Annotated in this window: 11 protein-coding genes; 9 read left to right on the top strand and 2 right to left on the bottom strand. The window is 57.8% G+C overall.

Features of this window, described 5'->3' with window-relative positions:
• Window positions 1–27 precede the first annotated feature (27 nt).
• Entirely contained in the window at window positions 28–2,730 is a 2,703-nt protein-coding gene (locus ACOYXE_RS16905; RefSeq protein WP_460926316.1) for a [protein-PII] uridylyltransferase, read from the bottom strand.
• A 41-nt stretch (window positions 2,731–2,771) separates the two neighbouring features.
• On the bottom strand, window positions 2,772–3,554 hold the full coding sequence (map, locus tag ACOYXE_RS16900; RefSeq protein ID WP_016985097.1) for a type I methionyl aminopeptidase: 783 nt from the start codon (window positions 3,552–3,554) through the stop codon (window positions 2,772–2,774).
• Window positions 3,555–3,927: 373 nt separating this feature from the next.
• Between map and rpsB the strand changes: the two genes are divergently transcribed.
• The 9 genes from rpsB (at window position 3,928) to bamA (ending at window position 13,859) form a co-directional block, all read left to right on the top strand.
• Complete coding sequence (gene rpsB / locus ACOYXE_RS16895) at window positions 3,928–4,665, top strand: 30S ribosomal protein S2 (RefSeq protein WP_003222119.1); 738 nt, start codon at window positions 3,928–3,930, stop codon at window positions 4,663–4,665.
• A 203-nt stretch (window positions 4,666–4,868) separates the two neighbouring features.
• The gene (tsf, locus tag ACOYXE_RS16890; RefSeq protein WP_007908856.1) at window positions 4,869–5,732 is read left to right on the top strand and encodes a translation elongation factor Ts; all 864 of its coding nucleotides are present in this window, start codon (window positions 4,869–4,871) and stop codon (window positions 5,730–5,732) included.
• A gap of 209 nt (window positions 5,733–5,941) precedes the next feature.
• A complete protein-coding gene (pyrH, locus tag ACOYXE_RS16885; protein ID WP_003222124.1) occupies window positions 5,942–6,685 on the top strand; it encodes a UMP kinase in 744 nt (247 codons plus the stop codon).
• Window positions 6,682–7,239 (top strand): ribosome recycling factor, encoded by a 558-nt coding sequence (gene frr / locus ACOYXE_RS16880; RefSeq protein ID WP_007954771.1) that lies wholly within the window; start codon window positions 6,682–6,684, stop codon window positions 7,237–7,239. Before pyrH ends, frr begins: the two co-directional genes overlap by 4 nt.
• A 14-nt stretch (window positions 7,240–7,253) precedes the next feature.
• Window positions 7,254–8,009, top strand: coding sequence for a polyprenyl diphosphate synthase (gene uppS / locus ACOYXE_RS16875; RefSeq protein ID WP_007908854.1), 756 nt, complete (start codon window positions 7,254–7,256; stop codon window positions 8,007–8,009).
• Complete coding sequence (locus tag ACOYXE_RS16870; RefSeq protein ID WP_160056213.1) at window positions 8,009–8,815, top strand: phosphatidate cytidylyltransferase; 807 nt, start codon at window positions 8,009–8,011, stop codon at window positions 8,813–8,815. Before uppS ends, ACOYXE_RS16870 begins: the two co-directional genes overlap by 1 nt.
• On the top strand, window positions 8,812–10,002 hold the full coding sequence (gene ispC, locus ACOYXE_RS16865; RefSeq protein WP_160056215.1) for a 1-deoxy-D-xylulose-5-phosphate reductoisomerase: 1,191 nt from the start codon (window positions 8,812–8,814) through the stop codon (window positions 10,000–10,002). The genes ACOYXE_RS16870 and ispC overlap by 4 nt, the downstream gene beginning before the upstream one ends.
• 54 nt (window positions 10,003–10,056) lie before the next feature.
• Window positions 10,057–11,409, top strand: coding sequence for a sigma E protease regulator RseP (gene rseP / locus ACOYXE_RS16860; protein ID WP_160056217.1), 1,353 nt, complete (start codon window positions 10,057–10,059; stop codon window positions 11,407–11,409).
• Between the two features lie 74 nt (window positions 11,410–11,483).
• The gene (bamA, locus tag ACOYXE_RS16855; RefSeq protein WP_160056219.1) at window positions 11,484–13,859 is read left to right on the top strand and encodes an outer membrane protein assembly factor BamA; all 2,376 of its coding nucleotides are present in this window, start codon (window positions 11,484–11,486) and stop codon (window positions 13,857–13,859) included.
• Window positions 13,860–13,892 lie beyond the last annotated feature (33 nt).

Here is a 13,892-nt window from a genome sequence, read left to right as displayed (position 1 = left end):
GCAAAGCCATTTGAATCCGGGGCGCCATCAGATACTGATGCGCGACAATTTGATATCGGGTTCCTGATTAACGCTCAGTTGCTCAACGATCGCATCCTGCAAACGGCTGCACAGCAACGGGTCGGACAACGGTTGGTTGTGGGCGTCGGTGATGAAAAACACGTCTTCCACCCGCTCGCCGAGGGTCGCAATCTTGGCGTTCTGCAGCGACAGGTCGAATTCGAGAAAAATCCCGCCGATCCTTGCCAGCAACCCCGGGCGATCGGGTGCGGTCAATTCCAGCACGGTCACCGGACGCTGCGCATCGTTGTGAATCGTGACCTGCGGCGCAAAGGCGAAATGCTTGAGCTGGCGCGGCACCCGGCGCTGGATGATCGTCGGGTAGTCATCCGGGTTGCGCAGCGCTTCGGTCAGGCCTTCGCGGATCTGTTTGACCCGCGTCGGGTTGTCGCCGATGGACTCGCCTTCGTTGTCGAGCACGATGTAGGTGTCGAGGGTGAACTGGCTGCTCGAGGTGATAACCCGGGCGTCATGAATGTTCAGGTTGAGCTGATCCATCGCCGCCACGGTCACCGCGAAGAAGTCGTGCTGATCCGGTGCATAAATGAAGATCTGTGTGCCGCCCTCGAATTCGCGCTGGGTGGTTTCCTTGATCAGCACCAATGGCCCGCCATCGACCGGTTGCTGCAGGATCGCATCACTGTGCCAGGCCACGTCACCAGCGGTATGGCGCAGGAAATAGTCATCGCCCAACTGCGCCCACAATTGCTCCACGTCGTCCGGGTCGGTGCCGCCGCGCACCAGAATGTCCAGCGCAGCACTCTGGGTCTGGCGGATCTGCTCTTCGCGATCGACCGGGTTTTCCAGGCCGCGACGCAAGGCGCGCTTGGTCTCGGTGTAGAGCTGGCGCAACAGGCTGGCGCGCCACGAATTCCACAGCGTCGGGTTGGTCGCGTTGATGTCGGCCACGGTCAGCACGTACAGATAGTCGAGACGGGTTTCATCGCCGACCGCCTGAGCGAAATCGTGAATCACCTGTGGGTCGGACAAATCCTTGCGCTGGGCGGTGGTCGACATCACCAGGTGGTTCTGCACCAGCCAGACGATCAGGCGGCTGTCCCACACCGGCAACTGATGACGCTGGCAGAACGCCTCGGCATCGACCGCGCCGATCTCCGAGTGATCGCCGTGCCGGCCCTTGCCGATATCGTGGTACAGACCGGCCATGTAGATCAGTTCGGGTTTGGGCAGCTTGGCCATCAGCTTGGCGGCCAGCGGAAATTTCTCCGAGACCTGGGTGTACTGCAATTTGCGCAGATGCTTGATCAGGTTCAGCGTGTGCGCATCGACCGTATAGATATGGAACAGGTCGTGCTGCATCTGCCCGACGATGAAACCGAATTCCGGCAGATAACGCCCGAGAATGCCGTAACGGTTCATCCGCCGCAGGTTGCGGTGGATGCCGATCTTGCACTTGAACAGCTCGATGAACAGGCTGGTGTTACGAATATCGTTGCGGAAGTTGTCGTCGATCAGGTGACGGTGCTCGCGCAGCAGGCGAATGGTATCGGCGCGTACGCCTTTGATTTCCGGCTGCTGGGCCATCAGCACGAAAATCTCGAGCATGGCGAAAGGGGTGCGGCGGAACACGTTGTCGTTGCGTGCCTCGATATAGCCGTCGTGGAGTTGGAAGCGCGAGTTGATCGGCTGCGGCGGCGCTTCGTCCTCCGGGGCGAGGATGACTTCCTCGAAATGCTGGATGATCAGGTCGCTGAGCTGGGCGATGCTCATGACCACGCGGAAATACTGCTGCATGAAGTTTTCGACCGCCTGTTTGGCGTCGTCACCCTCAAAACCGAGCAGCCCGGCAATGGTGCGCTGATGATCGAACAGCAAACGGTCTTCGGAGCGACCGGCGAGCATGTGCAGGGCGTAGCGCACTTTCCAGAGGAATTCCTGAGAGGAGGCGAGCAACGCGTTTTCACTCTCGACCAGGAATCCTTCGCCAGCGAGGGCGCGCAGGTTCAGGGTGCCGTACTGACGTCGGGCTACCCACAGAATCGTCTGAATATCCCGCAGTCCGCCGGGCGAGCCCTTGACGTTGGGTTCCAGGTTGTATTCGGTGTCGTTGTATTTATGGTGGCGGGCCTTCTGCTCGGCGCGCTTGGCCAGGAAGAACTCCTTGGCCGGCCACATGTGTGCGGTGCTGGTGACGTCGAGCATGCGCTGGCGCAGGCGTTCGGGACCGCAGATCGTGCGGCTTTCCATCAGGTTGGTGACGATGGTCAGGTCGGCGCGGGCCTCTTCGGCGCATTCATCGACCGAGCGTACGCTCTGGCCGACTTCCAGGCCGATGTCCCACAGCAGCGTCAGAAAACGCTCGATGGAGTCGCGGAAAACTTCGTGATCGGCGCTGTCCAGCAGGATCAGCAGGTCGATGTCGGAATACGGGTGCAGCTCACCGCGGCCGTAGCCGCCAACCGCGACCAGCGCGATGTCGGCGTCTTCGCTCCAGTTGAACTGCTCCCAGGCCTTTTGCAGGATGTTGTCGACGAACCAGGCACGGTCTTCGATCAGGCGGCGAATGTCGCGACCCTGGCGAAAACGTGTGTCGAGGACCTCGCGAGCCTGGCGGATCGCCTTCTTGAACGCCGCGATAGGACTCGCTTTAAGGGCCAGTTCAGCCTGGAACTGGCCGCGGTCGAAGAGTTCGGGATCCACCTGCGGCATCGATTGGCTTTCCTTCTATAAGGCTGGGAGCGTTGTCTGGATCAGGCCGAGATGCGCGGAATGGTGTCATCCGCGCGCAGGGTGAAGATCTCGTAACCGGTGTCGGTGACCAGCAGGGTGTGTTCCCACTGCGCCGAGAGCTTGCGGTCTTTGGTGATCGCGGTCCAGCCGTCGCCCAGCACTTTGGTGTCGGCCTTGCCCTGGTTGATCATCGGCTCGATGGTGAAGGTCATGCCGGCCTTCAGTTCCATGCCGGTGCCGGCGCGGCCGTAGTGGAGAATCTGCGGCTCTTCGTGGAAGACCTTGCCGATACCGTGACCGCAGAACTCGCGAACCACCGAGAAACCGTTCTTCTCGGCGTGCTTCTGGATCACTTCGCCGATGTCGCCGAGGCGGCAGCCAGGTTTGACGATTTCGATCGCCTTGTACATGCATTCCTGAGTGATCTGCGACAGGCGCTCGGCCCAGACCGGCACTTCGCCGACGTGGAACATGCGGCTGGTGTCACCGTGGTAGCCGTCTTTGATCACGGTGACGTCGATGTTCAGGGTGTCGCCGTTTTTCAGCGGCTTGTCGTTCGGGATGCCATGGCAGACCACGTGGTTGATCGAGGTGCAGATCGACTTCGGGTAGCCTTTGTAGTTGAGCGGGGCAGGGATGGCTTGCTGCACATTGACGATGTAGTCGTGGCAGATCTGGTTCAGCTCATCGGTGGTGACGCCCGGTTTGACATGTTCGGCAATCATTTCCAGCACATCGGCGGCCAGTTTGCCGGCGACGCGCATGCCAGCGATGTCCTCGGGGGTTTTGAGGTTGACGGTCATACAGGCTCTCTCTGCGCTCGGCGGCGCTTGCTGATACGAATAGGGTGGCAGGTGTGCGTTTTGCGACCCTGAAAAACGCGATTCTAACAGACGCACGGCGCAATTCAGCGCCCGCATGCATCGCTTCTCTCTATACAATGGTGCGTTCGGGGCCGATTCCAAGGGGGCTGCGCCCATGTCCTTGGTGCGGATACAGATTCCGGGTTCCGTTTCTGCGCACCCTGTGGTATAAAATGCGCCGCTTTCCGGGGATACCCCGAAAAGCTTAAATCCACACACGTGTCGACACGATGACCTGGGTGCTTTTGGCTTTATGCCACTGGTTGGTCATTGGGATACGTGGAGGCCAAACCCGACTTATTAAGGAACTATCATGTCCCAAGTCAATATGCGCGATATGCTGAAGGCCGGTGTGCACTTCGGTCACCAAACCCGTTACTGGAATCCGAAAATGGGTAAGTACATTTTCGGCGCGCGTAACAAGATTCACATCATCAACCTTGAAAAAACCCTGCCAATGTTCAACGAAGCTCTGACTTTCGTAGAGCGTCTGGCCCAGGGCAAAAACAAGATTCTGTTCGTCGGCACCAAGCGTTCCGCTGGCAAGATCGTTGCTGAAGAAGCAGCACGTTGCGGTTCGCCGTACGTCGATCACCGCTGGTTGGGCGGCATGCTGACCAACTTCAAAACCATTCGTGCTTCCATCAAGCGTCTGCGTGACCTTGAAGTTCAAGCCGAAGACGGTACTTTCGCCAAGCTGACCAAGAAAGAAGCGCTGATGCGCTCCCGTGATCTTGAGAAGCTGGATCGTTCGCTGGGCGGCATCAAGGACATGGGCGGTCTGCCAGACGCACTGTTCGTGATCGACGTTGACCACGAGCGCATCGCGATCACCGAAGCCAACAAGCTGGGCATCCCGGTAATCGGCGTTGTCGACACCAACAGCAGCCCGGAAGGCGTTGACTACATCATCCCAGGCAACGATGACGCAATCCGCGCTATCCAGTTGTACATGGGTTCGATGGCTGACGCAGTGATCCGTGGTCGCAACAATGTTGCTGGCGGCACTGTAGAATTCGCAGCTGAAGAAACTCAGGCTGCAGCTGAGTAATTAACGCCCTGGCGTTGACTCAGTAAGCAAAAAGGGGGCTTGGCCCCCTTTTTGCCACCTCGAAAACCAATTGTTGGCGCCCACTTGTGGCAGCGCCCGCCCTGTATTTGTAACGTGCAGCGGCTACAAACGGGTTCGGGACGAATTGAACGCCCGTTCGATCGGGTGGAATGGTTGAAAACCTATCCAAGAGGAATTTGAAAATGGCAGCAATTACTGCAGCGTTGGTTAAAGAACTGCGCGAGCGTACCGGCGAAGGCATGATGGATTGCAAGAAAGCCCTGGAAAAGGCTGACGGCGACATCGAAAAAGCCATTGATGACATGCGTGCTTCGGGCGCAATCAAGGCTGCCAAAAAAGCTGGCAACGTTGCCGCTGAAGGCGCCATCGCTCTGAAAGAAGACGGCAAATCTGCTGTTCTGCTGGAAGTGAACTCGCAGACCGACTTCCTGGCTCTGCAGGACGACTTCAAGGCATTCGTTGCTGAAAGCATCGAAAAAGCCTTCGCTGACAAGCTGACTGATGTTGCTCCGCTGATCGAAGCTCAAGAAGCTGCTCGCCTGGTGCTGGTCGGCAAGGTTGGCGAAAACGTCAACATCCGTCGTCTGGTTCGCGTAGAAGGCGACGTTGTTGGTGGCTACCTGCACGGCAACAAGATCGGTGTTGCAGTTGTTCTGAAAGGCGGTAACGTTGAACTGGCCAAAGACATCGCTATGCATGTAGCGGCCAGCAACCCTGAGTTTCTGCTGCCATCGGAAGTTTCGGCTGAAGCTATCGAACGCGAAAAAGCTGTGTTCCTGCAGTTGAACGAAGAAAAAATCAAAGGCAAGCCAGAAAACATTGTTGAAAATATGGTCAAGGGCCGTATCAGCAAGTTCCTGGCTGAAGCAAGCCTGGTTGAGCAGGCGTTCGTCAAGAACCCTGAAATCAAGGTTGGCGAACTGGCAAAGAAAGCCGGTGCTGAAATCGTTTCCTTCACCTACTTCAAAGTAGGCGAAGGCATCGAGAAGCCGGTCGACAACTTCGCTGAAGAAGTTGCTGCCCAGCTGGCTGCCGCCAAGCAGTAAGACGGTTTTTCAACTGTCGCCCGAAAGAGGCTGCCCGCTTACGCGCGCAGCCTCTTTTCAGATGGGGGAGCCAGTTTTTAATTGGTTTCCACTTGGAACTGACTTACAAAGCCATGTTCCGATGGCGCTGAAGCAGTGCCAAGCTAGAGTGAACGCCAGCTGTAAACAGCTCGCAAAGAATTTTAAATACGCCGCAGGAGAGATTCGCAATGGCTCAGCAGGGCAGTGGTTATCAGGCTCGCTATAAACGCATTCTACTCAAGCTTAGCGGCGAGGCCCTGATGGGCTCGGAAGAGTTCGGGATCGATCCAAAAGTACTGGATCGCATGGCGCTGGAAGTCGGCCAGCTGGTCGGTATCGGCGTACAGGTCGGTCTGGTGATCGGCGGCGGCAACCTGTTCCGTGGCGAAGCCTTGAGCAAAGCCGGTATGGATCGGGTCACAGGCGACCACATGGGCATGCTGGCCACTGTGATGAATGCCTTGGCCATGCGCGATGCGCTGGAGCGTGCCAATATCTCGGCCATCGTTATGTCGGCCATTTCCATGGTTGGCGTGACCGATCACTACGATCGCCGCAAAGCCATGCGTCATCTGAACTCCAAAGACGTCGTGATCTTCGCAGCCGGTACCGGCAACCCGTTCTTCACCACGGATTCGGCAGCCTGCCTGCGTGCAATCGAAATCGATGCCGACGTCGTGCTCAAAGCGACCAAGGTCGATGGCGTTTACACCGCGGACCCGTTCAAAGACCCGCATGCCGAGAAGTTCGATCATCTGACTTATGATGAAGTACTGGATCGCAAGCTGGGCGTAATGGATCTGACCGCTATCTGCCTGTGCCGCGATCACAAAATGCCGCTGCGCGTATTCAACATGAACAAGCCCGGTGCCCTGCTGAACATTGTGCACGGCGGCGCTGAAGGGACTTTGATCGAGGAAGGCCAACAATGATCAACGAAATCAAGAAAGACGCCCAAGCGCGTATGCAGAAATCCCTGGAGTCTCTGAACCACGCGTTCGGCCAGATTCGTACCGGTAAGGCTCACCCGAGCATCCTCGGCAGTGTGATGGTGCCTTACTACGGCACTGACACCCCGCTGAGCGGCGTTGCCAACGTCACCGTGAAAGACTCGCGCACCCTGCAGGTCGTGGCTTTCGAGCGCAACATGCTCGCAGCCGTCGACAAGGCAATCCAGAGCGCCGGTCTGAACCTCAACCCGACCAACCTGGGTGAGTTGCTGTTGATCCCTATGCCGGCCCTCACCGAGGAAACGCGTAAAGGTTTCACCAAGCAGGCGCGTAGCGCTGCTGAAGACGCGCGTGTTGCCGTGCGCAATATTCGTCGTGATGCCTTGGGCGAGCTCAAGAAACTGGTCAAGGACAAGGAAATCAGCGAAGACGAAGAGCGTCGTGCCATCGCTGATATCGATAAGCTGACCAAAGAATCCGAGGCCCAGATCACCAAGGCCACGGACGAGAAAGAAAAAGACCTGATGGCCGTATAAGGGTCGAGCTTTAAATGGACAAGACCAAGCAGACTGCGCCGTCCGCGGTGCCGCGCCATGTCGCGATCATCATGGATGGCAACAATCGCTGGGCGAAAAAACGCTTTATGCCGGGTGTCGCCGGGCATAAAGCGGGTGTGGATGCTGTGCGGGCCGTGATCGAGGTGTGTGCCGAGGCCAAGGTCGAAGTGCTCACCCTGTTCGCGTTTTCCAGTGAGAACTGGCAGCGTCCGGCCGATGAAGTCAGTGCCTTGATGGATCTGTTCTTCAAGGCCTTGCGTCGTGAAGCCAAGCGCCTCAACGACAACAACATCAGCCTGCGTATCATCGGCGATCGTTCGCGCTTTCATCCGGAGCTTCAGGCAGCAATGCGTGAAGCCGAAGCGATGACGGCGGGTGCGAACCGGTTCATCCTGCAGATCGCTGCCAATTACGGCGGTCAGTGGGATATTGCACAGGCTGCCCAGCGTCTGGCGCGTGAAGTCCAGGCCGGGCACCTGCGCCCGGAAGACATTACCCCGGATCTGCTGCAAACCTGTCTGGCGACCGGCGATCTGCCATTGCCGGACCTGTGCATCCGTACCGGTGGCGAACACCGCATCAGCAACTTCCTGCTGTGGCAACTGGCTTACGCCGAGTTGTACTTCTCCGACCTGTTCTGGCCGGACTTCAAACACGATGCCATGCGCAATGCGCTGGCCGATTTCGCTTCACGCCAGCGTCGCTTCGGTAAAACGAGCGAGCAGGTTGAAGCTGGAGCCCGGGTTTAATGCTTAAACAACGAATCATCACTGCACTGATCCTGCTGCCGATTGCCTTGTGCGGGTTTTTCCTGCTGGAAGGCTCCGGTTTTGCCTTGTTTATCGGTCTGGTCGTGACTTTGGGGGCGTGGGAATGGGCGCGTCTGGCAGGCTTCACCGGGCAAGCGTTCCGCGTGGGTTTTGCCGCCGTGGTCGCGTTCATGCTGTTTATCATGTACATCCTGCCCGGGCTTGCCCCGTGGGTGCTGGGTGCTTCTGTGCTGTGGTGGGCGGTGGCAACATGGCTGGTGCTGACCTATCCACATTCCAGCGTGCATTGGTCTAGCGCCGCTACCAAGCTGGTCATCGGTCTGTTGATTCTGCTACCGGCCTGGCAAGGCCTGGTGCAGATCAAGCAGTACCCGCTGGGTAACTGGCTGATCATGGCTGTGATGGTGCTGGTCTGGGGTGCCGATATCGGGGCTTATTTCTCCGGTCGCAAATTCGGCAAGCGCAAGCTGGCCCCGCAAGTCAGTCCGGGCAAAAGCTGGGAAGGCGTATACGGTGGCCTGGCGTTGAGTCTGGTGATTACCGCCATTGTCGCGTTTGTCCGCGACTGGACCGTCGCCGAGTTGCTTAAAGGCTTGATTGGCGCTGCGCTGATCGTCTTTATCTCCGTGGTTGGCGACCTGACCGAAAGCATGTTCAAGCGTCAGTCCGGCATCAAGGACAGCAGTAACCTGCTGCCTGGTCATGGCGGCGTACTTGATCGTATCGACAGCCTGACAGCGGCCATCCCGGTGTTTGCCGTGCTGCTGTGGATGGCTGCGCCGTGAGTCGTCCTCAACAGATCACCGTTCTGGGTGCGACCGGCTCGATCGGTCTGAGTACGCTGGATGTCATTGCCCGCCATCCTGAGCGTTATCAGGTGTTCGCGCTGAGTGGCTTCACGCGCCTGACTGAGCTTTTCGCCCTGTGCGTGCGTCACGTGCCGCAATTTGCCGTGGTGCCGGAAGCTTCCGCCGCGCGCGGTTTGCAAGATGATTTGCGTGCCGCCGGTTTACCGACCCGTGTGCTGGTGGGGGAGGAGGGCCTGTGTCAGGTCGCTGCTGCTCCGGAAGTCGATGCAGTGATGGCGGCGATCGTTGGTGCGGCAGGGCTGCGTCCCACCCTGGCGGCTGTCGAAGCGGGCAAGAAGATTCTTCTGGCCAATAAAGAGGCGCTGGTGATGTCCGGCGCTCTGTTCATGCAGGCAGTGCGCAAGAGTGGTTCGGTGCTGCTGCCGATCGATAGCGAGCACAACGCGATTTTTCAGTGCATGCCACAGGATTTTGCCCGTGGATTGAGTTCGGTCGGTGTCCGTCGGATTTTACTCACAGCCTCTGGTGGTCCGTTCCGACAGACGCCGATGAGTGAGCTGGCGCATGTTTCACCTGAGCAGGCGTGTGCTCACCCGAACTGGTCCATGGGGCGCAAGATTTCGGTCGATTCGGCCAGCATGATGAATAAAGGTCTCGAGCTGATCGAGGCCTGTTGGTTGTTTGATGCCAAGCCTTCGCAGGTCGAGGTGGTGATTCACCCGCAGAGCGTGATTCACTCGCTGGTCGATTATGTCGATGGCTCGGTGCTGGCGCAGTTGGGTAATCCCGACATGCGCACGCCGATCGCCAATGCCCTGGCCTGGCCGCAGCGCATTGATTCCGGCGTGGCACCGCTGGATTTGTTTGCTGTGGCGCGTCTGGACTTCGAAGCGCCCGATGAAGAGCGTTTCCCTTGTCTGCGTTTGGCACGGCAAGCTGCCGAGGCGGGTGACAGTGCTCCGGCGATGCTGAACGCAGCCAACGAAGTGGCGGTGGCGGCGTTTCTCGACGGACGGGTTCGTTACCTGGAAATCGCGAGTATCATCGAAGAAGTCTTGAGCCTCGAGCCGGTCGTAGCATTGGCGGATCTCGATGCCGTATTTACGGCAGACGCCAAGGCGCGAGTTCTGGCCGAACAGTGGTTGAAGCGCCACGATCGATAGAATTTGCTACACAATGGCTACACGCGGCACTGAACAGGATTGCGGAGAAAGTAGATGAGCGCGCTCTATATGATTGCCGGCACCCTGATCGCCTTGGGTGTGCTGGTCACCTTTCACGAATTCGGCCACTTCTGGGTCGCGCGTCGCTGTGGCGTCAAGGTTCTACGTTTCTCCGTAGGCTTTGGCATGCCGTTGTTGCGCTGGCACGACAAGCAGGGCACCGAGTTTGTGGTTGCCGCGATTCCGCTGGGTGGCTACGTCAAAATGCTCGATGAGCGTGAGGGCGAAGTCCCGGTCGATCAGCTTGATCAATCGTTCAACCGCAAATCCGTGCGTCAGCGTATCGCCATTGTTGCGGCCGGCCCCATTGCCAATTTTCTCTTGGCGCTGGTGTTCTTCTGGGTGTTGGCGATGCTCGGCAGCGAGCAGGTGCGTCCGGTCATCGGTGCGGTTGAATCCGGCAGTATCGCCGCCAGTGCCGGTTTGAACGCGGGTGAGGAGATCGTCGCTATCGATGGAGAGCCGACTACCGGTTGGGCGGCCGTCAATCTGCAGTTGGTCCGGCGCCTGGGCGAAAGCGGTTCTCTGCAGTTGCTGGTGCGTGAGCAGGGTTCGACAGCGGATTCGCCGCGTGAACTGAAGCTGGATAACTGGCTTAAAGGTGCTGATGAGCCAGACCCGATCCGCTCTTTGGGTATTCGTCCGTGGCGCCCGGCTTTGCCACCGGTGCTTGCCGAACTTGATCCGAAAGGTCCGGCCCAGGCTGCTGGTCTGAAGACCGGTGATCGCCTGTTGGCACTCGACGGCCAGGCGCTGAATGACTGGCAGCAGGTGGTCGATACGGTTCGTACGCGTCCTGATACCAAAATCATGCTGCGCATCGAGCGCGACAGTGCTCAAATCGACGTCCCTGTTACTCTGGCGGCGCGCGGTGAAAGCAAATCGCCAAGCGGATATCTGGGTGCAGGTGTAAAAGCGATCGACTGGCCGCCGGAGATGATTCGTGAGGTCAGTTACGGGCCTCTGGCTGCCATTGGCGAGGGTGCCCGTCGCACTTGGACCATGAGCATTCTGACGCTCGATTCGCTAAAGAAAATGCTGTTCGGCGAGCTCTCGGTAAAAAACTTGAGTGGACCGATAACCATTGCTAAAGTGGCGGGCGCTTCTGCCCAGTCGGGCGTCGCTGATTTCCTGAATTTCCTTGCTTATCTGAGTATTAGCCTGGGCGTTCTGAATTTGCTGCCCATTCCTGTACTGGATGGGGGGCATTTGTTGTTTTATCTGATCGAGTGGGCGCGTGGTCGTCCCTTGTCGGATCGGGTGCAAGGTTGGGGGATACAGATCGGTATCAGTTTGGTGGTCGGGGTGATGTTGCTAGCTCTGGTCAACGATCTGGGTCGACTGTAACGCTTCGCTGAATTGCGAATCTGCCGCATTTTGCGGCAGTTTGTTTATTGCCAGTTGGAATAAGAAAGGACTTCATGAAACGTCTGCTGCTAACTGCGGTTCTCACCGTATTGATGATCGCCGAAGTTCACGCCGAGTCCTTCACTATCTCTGATATTCGCGTCAATGGCCTCCAGCGGGTCTCCGCGGGTAGCGTCTTTGGTGCCTTGCCGTTGAACGTCGGTGAGCAGGCGGATGATCGTCGCCTGGTGGAATCCACTCGTGCGTTGTTCAAAACCGGTTTCTTTCAAGATATCCAGCTGGGCCGCGAAGGCAACGTTCTGGTAATCACGGTCGTTGAACGCCCGTCGGTCGCCAGTATCGAGATCGAAGGCAACAAAGCGATCTCCACTGAAGACTTGATGAAAGGTCTCAAACAGTCTGGTCTGGCTGAGGGCGAGATCTTCCAGCGCGCCACCCTCGAAGGTGTGCGTAACGAGCTGCAACGTCAGTACGTCGCGCAAGGCCGCTACTCGGCTACCGTTGATACCGAAGTGGTGTCGCAGCCGCGTAACCGTGTTGGTCTGAAAGTGAAGATCAACGAAGGTACCGTTGCGGCCATTCAGCACATCAACGTGGTGGGCAACACGGTTTTCCCCGAGGAAGACCTGACCGACCTGTTCGAGCTGAAAACCACCAACTGGTTGTCGTTCTTCAAGAACGACGACAAGTACGCCCGTGAAAAGCTTTCCGGTGACCTGGAGCGTCTGCGTTCCTACTATCTGGACCGTGGCTATATCAACATGGATATCGCTTCGACCCAGGTTTCCATCACCCCGGACAAGAAGCACGTCTACATCACTGTCAACGTCACCGAAGGCGAGAAATACACCGTTCGTGACGTCAAACTCAGCGGTGACCTGAAGGTTCCTGAAGATCAGGTCAAGTCCCTGCTGCTGGTGCAGAAAGGCCAAGTGTTCTCGCGCAAGCTGATGACCACCACGTCCGAGCTGATCACACGTCGTCTGGGTAACGAGGGCTACACCTTCGCCAACGTCAACGGCGTACCTCAGCCGCATGATGATGACCACACCGTCGATATCCTGTTTGCTGTTGATCCGGGCAAGCGTGCCTACGTCAACCGCATCAACTTCCGTGGCAACACCAAGTCCGAGGACGAAGTGCTGCGTCGTGAAATGCGTCAGATGGAAGGTGGCTGGGCTTCGACCTACCTGATCGACCAATCCAAGACTCGTCTTGAGCGTCTGGGCTTCTTTAAAGAGGTCAACGTTGAAACCCCGGCTGTGCCAGGTGTCGACGACCAGGTTGACGTGAACTATGCAGTTGAAGAACAGGCTTCCGGTTCGATTACCGCCAGTGTCGGTTTCGCCCAGAGTGCCGGTCTGATCCTCGGTGGTTCGATCACCCAGAACAACTTCCTCGGTACTGGTAACCGCGTCAGCATCGGCCTGACCCGTAGCGAATATCAAAGCCGCTACAACTTCGGCTACGTTGACCCCTACTGGACCGCCGATGGCGTGAGCCTGGGTTACAACGCGTTCTATCGCACCACTGACTACAAAGACCTCGACGTCGATGTAGCAAGCTATGCGGTAGACAGCCTGGGTGCCGGCGTCAACGTTGGCTACCCGATCAGCGAAACTTCGCGTCTGACCTTTGGCCTCTCGGTTCAACAGGACGAGATCAAGACCGGTACCTACACCGTTGACGAGATTTTCGACTTCGTTAACAAGGAAGGCGACAAGTACCTGAACTTCAAGGCGTCAGCCGGCTGGTCCGAATCGACACTGAACAAAGGCGTACTGCCGACCCGCGGCCGTTCCCAGAGCCTGACCCTGGAAACCACCGTGCCGGGCAGCGACCTGTCGTTCTACAAACTTGATTACCGCGGCCAGCTGTTCCAGCCGATCAGCGAGAACTACACCCTGCGTCTGCACACCGAATTGGGTTATGGCGACGGTTACGGCGGGACTGACGGCTTGCCGTTCTATGAAAACTACTATGCTGGTGGTTTCAACTCGGTTCGTGGCTTCAAGGACAGCACACTCGGTCCACGCAGTACGCCAAGCCGTGGCACAAACCCGGGTACGCGTCTTGACCCGGATCAGGATCCGCTGCCGTTCGGTGGTAACGTTCTGATCCAGGGTGGTGTCGAGGTTCTGTTCCCGCTGCCATTCGTGAAAGATCAGCGCTCCCTGCGGACTTCGGTATTCTGGGATGTGGGTAACGTATTTGACTCGCAGTGCAAGGACACTACCAATGCCAACGGCTCGTCGTCGAACACCAAGTGCAACGACATCAGCCTGAGCAACATGGCCAGTTCCGTGGGTGTGGGTGTGACCTGGGTCACCGCACTGGGTCCTCTGAGCTTCGCGTTGGCCATGCCGATCAAGAAGCCGGATGAGGCTGAAACTCAAGTGTTCCAATTCTCCCTCGGCCAGACGTTCTAAGCGTCTGGCCCAAGATAACGACAATGGATTTTG

Source organism: Pseudomonas sp. MC6 (genome assembly GCF_054790575.1).
The sequence above is the reverse complement of the archived record's forward strand: the minus strand, read 5'-3'. Positions and strand labels throughout refer to the sequence as shown.